Source organism: Micromonospora sp. NPDC004336 (genome assembly GCF_053602615.1).
Genome location: NZ_JBSGDY010000154.1, coordinates 1 through 15359, shown reverse-complemented (window position 1 = coordinate 15359; position 15359 = coordinate 1). Strand labels below are relative to the sequence as shown.

Genomic DNA, 15359 nt, shown 5'->3' with positions numbered 1-15359 from the left:
CCTCGCGATGCCCCGGGTCAACCGGGCCAGCCGGGAGGCCCAGAGGTCGGTGGGCGCCATGGGCGCCGCGCTGGAGCGGGGTGTACGTCCACGACGTCACCGACGTGGCCGCGGGACCGGCCGCCGTGGGCTACGTCGGTTTCGCCGCGGCGATGGTGGCCGGCCGGCTGGTCGGCGACGCCGTCGTACGCGTCGTGGGGCCGGCGACGACCGCCCGCGTCGCGGCGATCGTGTCCGTCGTCGGGTCGGCGGTCGTGGTGACCGCCGTGGCGGCTCCGATGGCCGTGGCGGGTTTCGTCCTGCTCGGCGCGGGGCTGTCCGTGCTGGTGCCGCTGATCCTCAGCGCGGCGGGCCGGCACGGCGGCGCCAGTGACTCCGGTTCGGCCATCGCCACCGTCAGCGCGATGGGATACGCCGGCTGGCTGCTCGCGCCCGTGCTGGTGGGCCAGGTGGCCGAGCTCGCCTCGCTGCGCGTGGCGTTTCTGACGGTCGCACTCGCCGGAGTCGGGCTCGCGCTCGCCGCCGGCGCGGTGGCCGCGCAGGCAGCGCCGGAGCGGGGAGGTGAGGCCCGCGAAGAGTGAGGTCGGCACGCGGTGACGCGTACCGACCGGCAACCGACCATCGCACCCGCCCGGGCTCTCGCATCCCGAGTGCCCGGCGTACCTCCTGGGGAGTTGACCGATGACCGCCTTCCTCTACCACTTCCACGGCCTGGGCCCGTACGACTTCTCCGCCATGTCCCCCGACGACCTCGCCCCGCTCCAGCAGCTCGCCGCCGACCGCGACGTGGAGATAGTCCCGACGATCTACCTGCGGCGGGAGAAGCTTCCGGCGCTGCGCGCCCTCGTCGAGCGCTACGGTGTCCTGTCCGCCGAGGGCGCCCTGCCGAACATCGCGGGCTTCGCGATCGAGGGCCCGCTGCTCGGCCCCGACGGCGGCATCCCCAGGAAGGGCAAGTGGCATCCGACGGCGGACGAGTGGCGCCAGCTCGCCGATCTCGGCCCGCACGGGCTGCGGTACGTGGTGATGGCCCCGGACGGCGCCGCGCTGGACGAGCCCCTCGACGACGGGATGACGTTCGCCGACCTGCTCGACCGCTGCTACGACAGCGAGGTGCGGATCGCCGTCGGGCACTTCCACCGCGACGACCCCGACCGCAGTGCCCGCCGCGTCGGCGAGGTGCTCGACTACCTGCACTCCCGCTACGAGTCGTCGCCGTACCTCGTGCTGACCGATCACCTCTACAACGACATGCCCCGCCGCTTCGCCCACGCCTGGCGGACCGAGGCGGCCCTGGCCCGCAAACCGGAGCAGCTCGCCGCCGTCATCGGCCCGACCTGGACGCGGCAGAACATCGCCGAGCTGCTCGGCCCGGTTCCCGCGGCCGTGCTCACCGCGGCGCTCGACGGCCGGCTCATGCCCTGCCTCAACTTCGACGGGCGCCACGTCGACCTCGCCATCTGCCGCCGCACGGTGGACTTCCTCGGCTGCGACCGGCTCATCGCGCTGACCGACCACACCGAGATCAACACGATGGCCGGGGAGGCGTTGACCCAGGACACCTACAGCCGGTTGCGGCTGCGCGACGACGGCGCCGTGGCGGCCGGCTCCTCCGGGTACGAGCTGCAGCGGGCGAACATGCTCTCCATCGGCCTGGACGCCACCCAGATCGACCAGTTGTTCCACCGCAACCCGAAGGCCGCGGTGGCCTACCGGCCGAAGCGACAGACCGCCCGGGTCTGAGCCGGACAGAAGGGGCGCGACGTGCGTTTTGTCTTCCTGCGGCACGGTCGGACAGCGGAGAACACCGTACGGCGAATCTCGACCAGGCGTCCCGGCCCGTCCCTGGACGCGACCGGCCGCCGGCAGGCCGCGCTGGCCGGCCGGCGGCTGGCCGCGCTGCCGGACGTGGTGGGCGTGGTGACGAGCCCGCTGCTGCGGGCGGTCGAGACCGCGACCGTCGTGGCGGCGGCGGTGCGCGCGCCGATGCGGGTTGCCGAGGAACTGGCCGAGTGCGACGCCGGCGAGATCGAGGGGCGCCTGCACGACGACGTCGCCGCGCGGATCGACGAGACCTGGCACCGCTGGCTGCGTCTCGGCGACCTCGACCATCCCTTCTCGCCGGCGGGGGAGTGCGCCCGCTCGGCGGTGGACCGGGTGGGGCGCCTGGTCGAACGGCTCGACGACCGAGACGGCACCGTCGTCCTCGTCGGCCACGGCACGCTGTTCCGGATCGTCCTTCCGCACCTGTGCGCCAACCTCACCGCGGAGTTCGTCCTCGCCGATCCCGGCATCGACAACGTCGAGCAGGTCGATGCCGTCCGGGTCGCGGGCTCGCTGCGCTGCGAGTCCTGGCGCGGCGAGCCGCTGCCCGAGCCCACCCGGGGGAGGGCCCGGTGACGGCGACGGCGCGGCCGGCCCGCGTGTCCCTGCTGACCGCCGCCCACCCACGCCGAACGGACTTCCTGCACGAGACGGCGGAGAGCATCGCCGCCCTGCGGTCGCGCCTGACCGCCAGCGGCGTCGGGGTCGAGTGGTGCCTGGTCGTCGACGGCCCCGGCGTCGACAGCGCCACGGTCGAGAAGGCCGGCCCCGACCGGGTGCTGACCCTGCCCGTCGCGCAGGGCGTGTCGGCGGCCCGCAACCACGCCCTGGCGGCCAGCACCGGTGACTGGATCTTCCCACTGGACGCCGACGACGTGCTCGACGTCGACGGCTTCGAGGCGGTGGCCACGACCCCGTACCCGGACGAGGTCGTCTGGGTGGCGACGAACCGCCGCTGGCTGGACGACCTGTCGCGTACGCCGAGATGGGTCGACCGGCCGCGGCGCTGGCGCCGGTACCAGCTGGAGGAGGAGTGGGTCTCGCCCTTTCCCTTCCACCCCAACAACATCATGGTCCGCCGGTCGGTGGCCCTCGCCGCCTTCGGCTGGCCCGGCCTCGGCGTCAACGAGGACGTCGGCTTCTGCCTCAACGTGGCGGCCGCCGGAGGGGGCCTGACCCTGCCCGCGGTGACCGTGCTCTACCGCCGCTGGCCCGGCCAGACCATCGTCAGGGCGGGATACCACGACGCGAAGGTGCACGCCTTCGCGACGATCGAGGCGGCCGTCAACGCCCGTCGCGCGCAGGCGGGCATGACGCCCATCAGCGCGCCACGGCCCAGCCCGCACTGAGGGACCGTCCGGGGCGCCCTCAACGCGGCACGGAAACGGGGCCCCGAGGCCGGCTTCGCAACGTCCCCGAGGCGGTTTCGCAACGTCCCCGATGCCGGTCGAGGCGTACGCGCGGGGCCGGTCAGCCGGCGATGGCGGCGGTCAGATCGTCGAGGGTCAGCCGCTGCAGCTCCTCCGGCGAGGGCACCCGGCGCAGCTGCCGCAGCCGCTGGGACTGCGTCTTGCGCATCGACTCGAACAGCTTGCGCGCCTCGCGGGCGTTGCCGAAGTTCGGGTCGCCCAGCCGGCGGCCGAAATACCTCGTCGACTCGGCGACGGCCTCGCCGTCCAGGTAGTACTCGTGCGACTCGGCCATCGAGCTGAGGATCCTGGACAGCTCGGCGGGCGTGTAGTTCTCGAACTCGATGGTCTTGCTGAACCGGGAGGCCAGGCCGGGGTTGGCGTCGAGGAAGTGCAGCATGTCCCCGGTGTAGCCGGCGACGATGACCGCCACCTCGTGCCGGTGGTCCTCCATCAGCTTGACCAGCGTGTCGATGGCCTCCTGCCCGAAGTCGCCGCCGGAGCCGAACTGCCGCGACAGGGTGTACGCCTCGTCGATGAACAGCACGCCGCCGAGCGCGGACTCGAACGCGGCGGTGGTCTTCTCGGCGGTGTGGCCGAGATACTGCCCGACCAGGTCGCGCCGCGCGACCTCCTTGAACTCGCCGCGCGACAGCAGGCCCAGCGCCGCGAGGATCTGGCCGAACAGCCGCGCGACGGTGGTCTTGCCGGTGCCGGGCGAGCCGGTGAACACCAGGTGGTGACTGGTCGGCGCCACCGACAGGCCGCCGCTGCGGCGCCACTCGTTGACCTGGATCTCGTCGATCAGCGCCCGCACCTCGCCCTTCACCGCGGGCAGCCCGACGAGGTCGTCCAGCTCGGCGAGCAGCTGATCCACCCGGGCCTGGTCGGCGGTGACCGGCCGGCCCGCCGCGCCCACCTGGCCGTGCCGGCGGCGGTCGCTGGTGACCAGCTCCGCCCGGGAACCGGGGGCGAGCTGGACGCCCGGCTCCGCGGTGCGCTCGGTCCGGCAGTCCGACAGCTCGCCGCCGCAGTCGGCGGCCACCGTGATGCCGGCGCCCCGGGCCTCGCTGACCACGCAGCCGCGCAGCACCGGCGAGCTGTGCTGGGCCACCGCGATGCCGACGTCGCCGATCCGGGAGATCTTGCAACTGTCGAGGGCCGGCTTGGAGTACTCGTACACGTACACGCCGCGGTAGCCGCAGTCGGTGACGCTGCAGTTGCGCAGCCGGGGGTCGGCCGAGCGGATCAGGACGCCGTCGGTGACGATGTCGACGATCTCGCAGTCGGTGACCGTGCCCTCGCAGTTGTCGAGCGACAGCCCGATCCGGGCGCGGGAGATCCGGCAGCCGGTGACCTCGAAGGTGGCCCGGCCGCCGATGTGCACCGCCGTGGCGGAGCCCGCCTCGACCGCGCAGCCGTGCAGCCCGAACGTGCCGCCGGCCACGGTGACGGCGGGCGCCTCGCGCGCGGCCAGGGTCAGCTCCCGCACCTCGACCGCGCCCCCGCGCACCTCCAGCAGCGCCTCGGCGGCATACCGGGGCAGCACGGTGACCGTGTCCCGGCCCGCCGCCGCCGTCAGCGTCAACCGCCTGCCGGAGAGAGTCAGGTTCTCGTGGTATTCGCCGGGGGCGATCGCGATGGTGTCGCCGTCGGCGGCGGCGCGGATCGCGTCGCTGATGGACGGGTACGCGCCCGCCTGGCTCGGCGAGACCTGCACGATGTTCTTCATGGCTCCAGCAGGGGGCTGAGGGGATCTTGACTCTAACAGGGACAGTCGTCAGGCGGTGCGGCCAAGCGCCTGGCCGGGTTCGGCCTCGGGCGCCTTCGCCGGCTGGGCGACGACGGCACGACGGTCGCCCGCGCGCGCGGGACGCGACTCGGTGGTGCCGTCACCCGCGGGGTCGACGATGCGGGGCCGGCCGGCCGGCTTCTGGGTCTCCTCGCCGGGCAGCGGGGGACGGTTCTTGCGGCCGCTGAGCGGTGCGGGACCGCCGCCGCCCATCGGCATGCCGCCCATCGGCGGGATGAGGGGCATGCCGCCCATGCCCGCGCCGGGCGGAACGCCGGGAGCGACGGCGGGCGTCATCCGGCCGGTCAGCGCCGAGGCGCCGAGCCCGGTGGTGGTCGGGGTGGCGCCGCCGCGGCCGAGCAGGTCCGGCGAGTTGGAGGCCCCGGGCAGCCCCACGGCGGGTCCGCCGGGAGCGCCCGGCCCGCCTAGGCCGTTCAGCCCGTTGAGGTACGCGGGCAGGGCGCTCACGGCCGACGGATCCAGCCCGACGTTCTCCATCGCCCGGCCCAGGTCCCGGGTGAGGTCCTCGACGCTCGGCGGGGGAGTGCCCAGCGAGTCGAGCAGATCCTGCTGCTGCCGGAGGGCGTCGTCGAGGCCCTGCGGCCCGGCGCCCAGACCCGGCGGTACGCCCTGCTGCGCCTCCCGCAGCCCCTTCCGCAGGTCCTCTGCCTGCTTGGCCGCCGCATCCCGCTGCTTGGCGAGCGCGTCCTCGTACTGCTTCTTCATCTTGGCCGCGGCGTCCTGCTGGGCCTTGAGCGCCTTCTCGTACTCCTTCCGCTGCTTCTTCATCGCCTCCTCGTACTTGTTCCGGATGCCGTCGACGATCTTCTGCGGGTTGCTGCCGGGGGGGCCGTTGCCGGGCCTCGGCATGCCACCGGGGGGGCCACCGGCAGCGCCCGGGGGGCCACCGCCGGGCCCGCCCGGCACGCCCGTCGGGGCCGGCCCCGCCGTGGGGGGCGGCAGCGGCGTGTCCGAGGTGAAGCCGGGGTACCGCGGCGGCGCGCTCCAACTGTCGGCAACATGAATGAGGGCGTTGGACAGGGCGTTTCCGAGCATGATTCCAATGGTGTCGTAATAATCCAGCGCGCGCTCGGCGATGTCGCTCAGTTGAAGGAAATGGTAAGCGCCGTACCATTTCTGTTTTTGGTCCTCGTATAATTGGGCCCAGTAGTCGAAGCTCGGCTTGAGGTTTTCGACAGTCGCCATGTTCTGGGTCATCACTTCTGCGGCGCTCTTGAGTAAGTGTGCCCTTGATTCCGCGCCGTCGGCCCAGGTGAGGATTGAACTGATGGCCTGCTGCATGCGCTTACGAAAACTGCTCGCTGCAGGGCTTCTCCAAGTGTCGGTGAGCTCCTCGACCGACTGCCTGAGGTCGAGTCCGGCAGTCTTTAGCGCCTTTGCGAGGCCGGCCCACCGGTCGCTACGTTCCGTCAGCAGTTCGGGCTTCATCCGCATGAAAACGTAATGCACATGCCGGAAAGCCTCGCCGGAATCGCCTTTTTCCCAGTCGCCCCGACCCGGGTCGGCCCAGTCGGTCGACTTTGGCTTGATCGGTTCGGAAAGTTTCAGTTCTTGTTGCTCATGATAGAAGTCCAGGTCGTCCACCTGGTTGCCTGAGGCGCCGTCAATCAGCCAGCCGTGGGCATCGTACGGCTTGCCGTCATCCTCGCGGATCTCGGCCTTGTTTGCGGCGTCCGCCTCTTTTCGGCTCATCGGCTCGCGAAGCTTCTGCCCGCTGTACATCTCGGCGTTGAAGTAGTTGGAGCCGACAAAGTTGATGATCTCGGCCGTGCCGGCGTACCCCTTGATCACGTCCTCGACGAACAGTGCCAGCTGCCTGCTCTGGTAATCCACGACCTTGTGGAGATATTCAAGCTCCTTGAAGTCTGCGTCCACGAGTGTGGCCAGTGTCGGTAGGCCCAGGTCCTCGGCCGTCAGACCCTTGGGAGTCGTGCCCAGGTCGTTGATGAACTCCTTGAACTGGCCGAGGCTCCCGACGCGGATGTCTGGCTCTCCCATGGCTGTCCCTCTCGGACGGTCCGGCCGGCGAACGGCGACGCGGCGAGGATATCGCGGCCGGGTACGCTCGTGAATGCCTTACTGTGGCTGGTCGGTGAGGGCGCACTGGATGAGGCGGGCGCCCTCCTTGCGGGTCACCAGCCAGCCCCGGCCGGGCGGCAGCGGCCCGAGCCGGACGTTGCCCAGCAGCGGCCCGTCGTCGCGGTCGCCGGAGAGCACCACGCCCGGCGTCGCCAGGTCGCGCAGCCGGCTGAGCACCGGGTCGTAGAACCCCCGCTGCGCGCCGCCGCTGCGCCGGGCGACGACCAGGTGCAGGCCCACCTCGCGCGACTGGGCCAGGAACTCGTGCAGGACCTGCACCGGGTTGCGGTCGGTGGCGACGAGGTCGTAGTCGTCGACCAGCAGGTACAGCTCCGCGCCCCGCCACCAGCTGCGGGCGCGCAGCTGCTCCGCGGTGACGTCGGGGCCGGGGATCCGCTCCCGCATCACCCCCGCGGCGTCGGCGAGCATGCCCGTGCTCTGCTCGCTGTTGGTGCCGTACGCCAGCAGGTGACTGGCGGGCAGCCGGCCGAGCAGCGACCGCCGGTAGTCCAGCGCGATGATCTTCGCTTCGCTCGGCTCGTACCGCTCGGCGATCGCCTGCGCGAACGCGGCCAGCAGGTTGGACTTGCCCGACTCCGAGTCACCGAAGATCAGGAAGTGCGGGTCGGCGCCGGCCAGGTCGACGTGCACCGGCCGCAGGTCGTGCTCGGCGATCCCGATCGCCAGCCCGGGCAGCCCCGGGCCCTGGGGCAGGGACCCGAACGGCACCTGGCCGGGCAGCAGCCGGACGGCGGGTGCCTCCGGCCCGTCCCATGCCGTGCGGATCGCGTCGACCAGCTCCAGGGTGGCCGGGCCGAGCTCCACCGCGTCGCTGACGCCGTCGATGCGCGGCAGCGCGGTCAGGCACTGGAACCCGTCCGGAGTGATGCCCCGGCCGGGCGACTTCTCCGGGATGTTCGCCGAGGCCCGCCGGTCGATCGCCGAGTCCGAGGGGTCGACCATCCGCAGCTCCAGCCGGGTGCCGAAGACGTCGCGGGCGCCGCCACGGATGTCGTACCAGCGGGCCGCCGAGGCGACCACGTGGATGCCGTACGACAGGCCCCGGTTGGCGATGTCGACCACCTTGTCGGCGACGTCCTCGAACTCGTTGCGCAGCGTCAGCCAGCCGTCGACGACCAGGAACACGTCGCCGTGCGGCTGGTCGGCGAACCGGCCGGCGGCCCGCGCCCGGCGGTAGGCGGCCATCGAGTCGATCTCGTGCTCGATGAACAGCCGCTCCCGCTCGTCGAGCAGCCCCAGCACCTCGGCGACGGTGCGGCGCACCTGGTTGACCTCGTGGCGGGGCGCGACGCCGCCGACGTGCGGCAGCCGGCGCAGCGCCGTCAGCGTGGCCCCGCCGAAGTCCAGGCAGTAGATCTGGACCTCGCGCGGGGTGTGGGTGAGCGCCAGACTGCAGACGAGGGTACGCAGCAGCGTGCTCTTGCCGGACTGCTGCGACCCGACCACCACCACGTGCCCCTCGGCGCCGGACAGGTCCAACGTCAGCACGTCGCGCCGCTGCTCGAAGGGCTTGTCGACGAGCGACAGCGGCACCCGCAGCCGACCGGCCAGCTCGGGGTCGGCGACGGTGAGCCCCCGATCGGGATCACGGCGCAGCTCGCCCAGCAGCTCGTCGAGCGTCGGGGCGGCGCCCAGCGGCGGCAGCCACACCTGGTGGGCCGGCGCGCCCCGGCCGTGCAGCCGGCCGGTGATGATGTCGAGCAGGCTCGGGTCGTCCGGCGCCTCCTCCACCGCGGCCGGGGCCGACGCCTCCCGCGCCTCGGCGGGCGCGACGTACGCCGAGGTGAACTCCAGGACCCGGGTGTCGGCCTCGGCCACCTCGAGCTGCTCCGCGCTGCGGTAGGCGCCGGAGACGTAGGCGGCACGGAACCGGCCCAGCGGGTCGGTGCCGAACTTGAGGTAGCCGTGCCCGGGCGCGCGGGGCAGCTCGTAGGCGTCGTTCACGCCCAGCACGGCGCGGCTCTCCGCCGGGGAGAAGGTGCGCAGCCCGATCCGGTAGGACAGGTGGGTGTCCAGCCCGCGCAGCCGCCCCTCCTCGAGCCGCTGGCTGGCCAGCAGCAGGTGGATGCCGAGGGACCGGCCGACCCGGCCGATCTGCACGAACATGTCGATGAAGTCCGGCTTGGCGGTGAGCAGCTCGCTGAACTCGTCGCAGACCACGAAGAGGCTCGGCAGCGGGGCGAGCGGCGCGCCGGCCTGCCGGGCCCGCTCGTAGTCGCGCTGTGAGACGTAGTTGCCCGCCTTGCGCAGCAGTTCCTGGCGGCGGACCAGCTCGCCGTTGATCGCGTCGGTCATCCGGTCGACCAGCGGCAGTTCGTCGGCCAGGTTGGTGATCACGGCGCTGGTGTGCGGCAGCAGGTCGAGCTTGGTGAACGTCGCGCCGCCCTTGAAGTCGATCAGGACGAAGTTCAGCGTCTCCGGGGGGTGGGTGACCGCGAGGGCGAGGACCAGGGTGCGCAGCAGTTCCGACTTACCGGAGCCCGTCGCGCCGATCAGCAGCCCGTGCGGCCCCATCCCGTCCTGCGCCGACTCCTTCAGGTCCAGTTCCACCCGCTCGCCGCCGGGGCCGATGCCGACGGGTACCCGCAACCGGTCCCGGTTCGGCCGGGGGGCCCAGGTGTCCCGCGGATCCAACGCGTGCGGATCGGCCACGCCCAGCAGTTCGGCGAGGCCGTGCTCGGCGTTCATCGCTCGGTCGCCGCCGCCGGTGCCGGCCAGCCGCAGCGGGCTCAGTTGCCGGGCGAGCGCCTCCGCCGCCGCCAGGCCGAAGCTGTCGCCGTGCCCCAGCGGCCGGACGCCGTCGAAGGTCCGCGCGACCAGCGCGCCGTCCTCGGCCACCTCCACCACCAGGGTCGACCGGTCGAAGTTGCGCGGCGGCTCGCTCGACAGGTCGATGACGGTCACGCCCTCGACGCCGCTCTCGGTCATCAGGTGGTCGGCGCCGGCGGTGTCGCCGCCGTCGACGACGACGATCACGTGCGGGCCGTTCGAGTACGACTCGGCCACCTCGACGTCGAACCGCGGTCGCGCGGCGAGCAGGTCCTCCAACATCGCCTCCAGCCCGACGATGCTCGACGCGAGCAGGCGCAGCGAGCCGAGCGCGTCGGTCGAGGTCGGGTGCTGGGCGTGCGGCAGCCACTTCGCCCACTCCCACTGGGCGCGGACCGGGTCACCGGCGCAGACCGCGACCAGCAGGTCGCCGGGGGCGTGGAAGGTGACCGCCTGCGCCAGCATGGCCCGCACCATCGTCCTCGCCCGCCGACGGTCACCCCGCAGGTAGATCCGGCCGAAGCCGTTGAGCGCCAGCACCACCGGAAGGTCGGGCAGCTCACCGTAGGTCCGCACGAACCTGCGCAGCGCCGCCGCCGCGACCGGCTCCGCCTTCTCCGGCGGCGTGGCCGGTCCGGTCACCAGCGGGGTGGCCAACGCCCGTGGTCCCAGCCCGAGACGTACGAGGCAGTAGTCGAGATCCTTCGGCCGCCGCTCCCAAAGGCGCGCGCTGTCCACCAGCCAGGTCAGCCGGTGCGGGGCCGGGTGCCGGTAGTACTCCGCCGAGCGCTGCTCGCGGGCGGTCCGGCGTACCGACCGCCGATAGGCGTCCAGTTCCCACAGGTACTCCCGGCGCGCGCCGTGCATCTCCTGTTTGGACGGACGCGAGCCGTGCATGGAGAACTGCATCATCACCATGCCGAGCGCCGAGATGCCGAACAGACCGCCGGTGATGTACGCCAACGGCCCGCCGGTGCCCCGCTGACCGGCGAAGATGAGCGCGATCGCGAGCGAGCCGGCGAGCATCGGCAGCAGCATGAGCAGCTGGGACCAGCCCCGCCCACCCGGCGCCGGGATCTCCGGCGCGGGCTCAAGAACGACCTCGCCGGTGGGATAAGGTGGCGCCGGGCGACGGGCGGGACGCCTGCGAATCACCGTAGTCAAGGACTCTTCCTCCGATGTGGACCAATCTGGCCTGTTTGGAGTGTCGAAGGTGCAGACGACGAAGGTCGGGCTGACGCGCATAGTACTGCTCAGCCCGCAACGCCGTGCCGACCTCGCCGTCCCCGGTTACCTGCCGCTGGTGAACCTCCAGCCGGCCCTGCTGCGGCACGCCGGGGTGGGGCTCGCCGACGAGGGGCTCGCCCACCACGGGTGGGTGCTGCGGCGCGCGGACGGCACACTGCTCGACCCGAACCGGTCGCTGACCGGGCAGAACGTCACCGACGGCGAGACGGTCATGCTCGCCCCGCAGGACCAGCAGTGGCCCGAGCCCGAGTACGACGACCTCGCCGACGCCGTCGCGCACGAGGCGCGGCTGCTGGGCGCGGCGTGGTCCGGCGGGCACACCCGACGTGCCGGCGCCGCGGCGACGGCGGTCGCGCTGGTCGGCGGCCTGATCGTCGCGCTCCGCGCGGGCCCGGACTGGACCGTCGGCGGCACGGGCCTGGTCGTGCTGGCCCTCGTGGCGCTCGCCGTCGCTGCGGTCGCGGCCCGGGTGCTGCGCGACGCCGGCACCGCCCTGCTGCTCTGCGTCGCCTCCTACGCCTACCTCGGCCTCGGCGCGGCGCTGCTGGGCACCGGCGCCGCGCGACTCGGCCGGCCCCAGCTGCTGGTCTGCGGCGCGGCGCTGGCCTGGGCGGCGGTGGCCGCCCTGATCGCGGTCGGCACGCACCGGGTGGTGCACGTCGCGGTGCTGGGCGCCGGCACGCTCGGCGCCGTCGGCGCGCTGCTGGCGATGGCGACCACACCGGCCGCCGCCGCCGGGATCGTCGCCGGGGTGCTGCTGCTCGGCTCGCCGTGGCTGCCCCGCCTCGCGGCCCGCCAGGGCGGCCTGCCCGTCCCGACCGTGCCGAACGTCGGCACCGAGCCGCCGGTCGACGAGCCGCTGCCGCCGCCCGACCGGATCGCCGCCGTGGTCGCCCGCAGCGACGCGTTGCTCACCAGCCTGCTGTGGTCGATGTGCGTCGCCCTGACCGGTTGCGCGGTCGTCCTGGCGCGCGAGGACGACGTCTCCGCCCGGCTGCTGGCCGCCGTCGTCGTGGTCGTGTGCGCGCTGCGGGCGCGGGCCTTCGTCGCCGTCCGGCACCGGCTCCCGCTGCTGGCCGCCGCGTTGGCCGGTGGCCTGGGGCTGCTGGCGTACGGCTGGGAGGGCGTCGACCCGGCCGGCCGCGTCCGCCACGTCCCGCTGGCCCTGGCGGCGGTGGTGCTCGTCGCGGCCGCCGCGTACGTCGCCGGGCGCACGTACGCCGTCCGGGAGCCCTCGCCGCAGCTCGGTCGGGTCGCGGACGTCACCGAGTACGTGCTGCTCGCCCTGACCGGCGTGCTCGCGGTCCTGGTCACCGGGTTGGTCGGGTACATGCGGGGTCTCGGTGGCTGAGCGCCCCGCGCGGCCGGGGCGACCGTGCTGACCCGGCGGGATCTGATCCACTCGCGGCAGTTCCTGCAACGCCGCCTGCACACCGCCCTGGTGGCCCAGCGGCCCGACCCGCTGGAGTGGTCGGGCACCCGGCTGCCCGGGGTGACCCTCGCCGCGGTGATGCTCGTGGTGATCTGCCTCGCGGGAGCGGGCATCTACGGCTACTTCCGGCCCGCCGGCGCCAAGAGCTGGACCGCCTGCGACCGGGTGATCCTCGAGAAGGAGACCGGATCGGCGTACGTCTGCGACGGGCGGACCCTCTACCCGGTGCTGAACTTCTCCTCGGCCGCGCTGTTGCGCGGGCTGGCGAATCCGCCGGTGTCGGTCAACCGCGCGTCGCTCACCTGGCCGCGCGGGCACACGGTCGGCGTGCCGGACGCGCCGAACGCGATCCCGACGGCCCGTGACCTGCTGGCCGGCCCCTGGTCGTTCTGCATGCGCCCGGCCGAACCGGGCGCCCCCGCCCGCTCCGTCGTGGTGGTCGGCGAGCGGGTGGCGGCCGGAGCGCCGCTCGCCGACGAGGCGGTCGCCGTGACGGACCCGGTGCAGCGCCAGCTCTCCATCGTCTACAAGGGGCGCCGCCACGCCGTCACCGACCGCGCGGCGGTCACCGGCGCCCTCGCGGTCACCACACCGGACGTGCTGACGGTCAGCTCGGCGTGGCTGGCCACGCTACCGGTCGGGCCGGAACTCGGCGCGATCGGCGTCGCGGGCCGCGGTGGCGCCGTGGCCCGCCTCCCCGGCGTGCGGGTCGGTCAGTTGCTGACCAGCACGGTGGCGGGCAACACCCTGCGCTACGTCGCCCGTCCGTCCGGCGTCCAGCCGATCACCGCCCTGCAGGAGGCGCTGATCCGCGCCACGGCGAAGGACACCGCCCCCTCCACCGTCGTCAACCCGGTGCAACTCGCCGGCGCGACGATCCTGGAACCCCTCGCCGAGGCGGCACTCGGCGACGGTGCGGTGCCGCCGGTCGTCCCCGCCGCGCGCAGCCGGGGAGCGGTCTGCCAGATCGTCAGCGGCGGCAGCGACGAGCGTGAGATCACCGTCGGCGCCGTTCCGGAGCCCCGCCCCGCGGCGGCGCGGACCGGCGGGGTCAACGCCGCCGGCACACTGCTCGCCGACGAGGTGCTGGTGGCCGCCGGTCGCGGCGCGCTGGTGCGGGCGCAGCCCAGCCCGACCGCCGAGACCGGCCCGGTCTACCTGGTCACCGAGACCGGCCGGCGCTATCCCGTGGGCTCCGCGACCGCGCTGGAGCGGCTGGGACTGCCGGGCGCCGCCGTCGTGCGGATGCCCAGCACCCTGGTGGAGCGCCTGCCGCAGGGGCCGGTACTCGACGCGATGAATATGGTTTCGGCCGTGCCGTGACGCTACGATCGGCTGGCCGTCCGCCCCGAGCGACCGGAGGTGCCCATGCCCAGTCCCGAGTCCACTGCGGACGCCGAGCGCCCGGACGCCACCATCACCGTGCGGGTGCCCGCCGTCGAGCGGGTCGCGACCGCGCTGGTCGGCGGCCCCGACGCGAACGGCGGCGAATATGCCAGGTTCCGCGACGACGTGGTGCGTGACGCCGCGCCCCGGGTCGCCGCGGCGGCGACCGGCCCGGCGACGCCGGTGCGGGAGGGAAACTGGTTCCGTGACGTCGCCGCGGCGGAGGCGGCCGCGTTGACGGACTTCGCCGACAGCGCGATGCGCGGCGTGCACGCGCTGGGCAACGCCGCCGGCTACATCGCGGCCAACTACGACGGAACCGACCGCTCGGCGGGCCGGCTGCTGGACGACCCCGACGCCATGCGGGACATGCTGGAGCGGGACGGGAACCTCCCCGCCGGCTCCTGACCCGGGGGGAGAGCGACGTGGCGGAATACTTCACGTTCGACGGCGACGGCGAGACCACGCAGCGGATCGACGTGCCGCCACCGGCGCGCACCGACTGGGAGTCCCTCCCCACCTTCGACGAGGTCCTCGCGGCGATCCGCAGCGAGGACCCGACCGGCCCCGAACGCCTGGCCAGCCGGTACGCCGCCGTACGGGAGGGCCTGCGGCGCCTCGCCGACGCCGTCGACACCCAGATGGGCGCGCTGAGCCGGGCCTGGACGTCCGGCGGCGCGCGGGCGAACTACCTGTGGTTCGCCGGCGCGCACGCGTTCAGCCTCGACGAGTGGATCAGAGGCGTCACGGAGAAGATCGACATTCTCGACACCCTCGCCGCCGCGATCAGGCGACGGCACGACGAGGCCGACGCTCTGGAACGCGAGTTCCGCCAGGCATACCTGCGGCAGGCGCCCCAGGCGGTGGCGGTCGGCCCGCTGCCCGCCTTCCCGCCGGATCTCGCCGCGCTGCGGGCGGCCGGGGCCGCCGAGATCGTCGCCGCGCTGGAGCGGTTCTACCCCCAGCTCCACGAGCGCTACCGGCAGCGGATCATCGACGTGGGCCGGCGGCTGTCGGCCGACTTCGAGGCGGGCGCCCGCTGGCGGGGAGCGCCCGGCGTGGTGCCGCCGCAGTACGCCGGCGCCGACACCGCGCAGCCGTGGGCCGGCGACGGTACGGCACCAGGGGGCCGGTCGACCCCCGACCGGGTGCCTGGCAGCGGACCGCACGCCGCCCTCGCGCCGTCGGTGCCGCCCGGGCCGCCCACGGCGCCCGCGAAGCCGGCCGTCCCGCCCGCGCCACCTGCTCTCCCGGCCGCGACTCCGGGCACCGACGGCCCGGGCCCGCTCGTCGCCCCGCCGGTCGGCGTCGCGCCCGGCACCGCTCCGGCGCTGCCGAACGCACTCGCCGGCAGGCTGGCCGCGGCAACGCCCGGGCC

General features: G+C 73.8%; 10 protein-coding genes and 1 pseudogene. 8 read left to right on the top strand and 3 right to left on the bottom strand.

Features of this window, described 5'->3' with window-relative positions; all coding sequences use genetic code 11:
• The first annotated feature begins 80 nt into the window (after positions 1 to 80).
• The 4 genes from ACWENR_RS24665 (at position 81) to ACWENR_RS24650 (ending at position 3173) form a co-directional block, all read left to right on the top strand.
• Positions 81 to 581, top strand: a complete 501-nt coding sequence (locus tag ACWENR_RS24665) for an MFS transporter (protein WP_452279336.1) — start codon at positions 81 to 83, stop codon at positions 579 to 581.
• A 100-nt stretch (positions 582 to 681) separates the two neighbouring features.
• Positions 682 to 1743, top strand: a complete 1062-nt coding sequence (locus ACWENR_RS24660; RefSeq protein ID WP_452279335.1) for a hypothetical protein — start codon at positions 682 to 684, stop codon at positions 1741 to 1743.
• A gap of 21 nt (positions 1744 to 1764) precedes the next feature.
• Entirely contained in the window at positions 1765 to 2400 is a 636-nt protein-coding gene (locus tag ACWENR_RS24655) for a histidine phosphatase family protein (protein ID WP_452279334.1), read from the top strand.
• Positions 2397 to 3173: a glycosyltransferase gene (locus ACWENR_RS24650; protein ID WP_452279333.1), complete on the top strand. Its 777-nt coding sequence runs from the start codon at positions 2397 to 2399 to the stop codon at positions 3171 to 3173. The genes ACWENR_RS24655 and ACWENR_RS24650 overlap by 4 nt, the downstream gene beginning before the upstream one ends.
• Positions 3174 to 3294: 121 nt before the next feature.
• Here ACWENR_RS24650 and ACWENR_RS24645 read toward each other — a convergent pair whose 3' ends face one another.
• The 3 genes from ACWENR_RS24645 to eccCa form a co-directional block, all read right to left on the bottom strand.
• Entirely contained in the window at positions 3295 to 4965 is a 1671-nt protein-coding gene (locus tag ACWENR_RS24645; RefSeq protein ID WP_452279332.1) for a right-handed parallel beta-helix repeat-containing protein, read from the bottom strand.
• Positions 4966 to 5013: 48 nt separating this feature from the next.
• Positions 5014 to 7044 (bottom strand): hypothetical protein, encoded by a 2031-nt coding sequence (locus tag ACWENR_RS24640; protein ID WP_452279331.1) that lies wholly within the window; start codon positions 7042 to 7044, stop codon positions 5014 to 5016.
• A gap of 78 nt (positions 7045 to 7122) precedes the next feature.
• Positions 7123 to 11079, bottom strand: coding sequence for a type VII secretion protein EccCa (eccCa, locus tag ACWENR_RS24635; protein ID WP_452279330.1), 3957 nt, complete (start codon positions 11077 to 11079; stop codon positions 7123 to 7125).
• 49 nt (positions 11080 to 11128) lie between these two features.
• Here eccCa and eccD point away from each other — a divergent pair, with 49 nt between their 5' ends.
• The 4 genes and pseudogenes from eccD to ACWENR_RS24615 all read left to right on the top strand — a co-directional run.
• The gene (gene eccD / locus ACWENR_RS24630; protein WP_452279329.1) at positions 11129 to 12514 is read left to right on the top strand and encodes a type VII secretion integral membrane protein EccD; all 1386 of its coding nucleotides are present in this window, start codon (positions 11129 to 11131) and stop codon (positions 12512 to 12514) included.
• A gap of 24 nt (positions 12515 to 12538) precedes the next feature.
• Complete coding sequence (gene eccB, locus ACWENR_RS24625) at positions 12539 to 13918, top strand: type VII secretion protein EccB (RefSeq protein ID WP_452279328.1); 1380 nt, start codon at positions 12539 to 12541, stop codon at positions 13916 to 13918.
• Positions 13919 to 13963: 45 nt separating this feature from the next.
• Entirely contained in the window at positions 13964 to 14389 is a 426-nt protein-coding gene (locus ACWENR_RS24620) for a hypothetical protein (protein WP_452279327.1), read from the top strand.
• 17 nt (positions 14390 to 14406) lie between these two features.
• A pseudogene (locus ACWENR_RS24615) lies at positions 14407 to 15359 on the top strand (hypothetical protein); the annotation flags it as partial.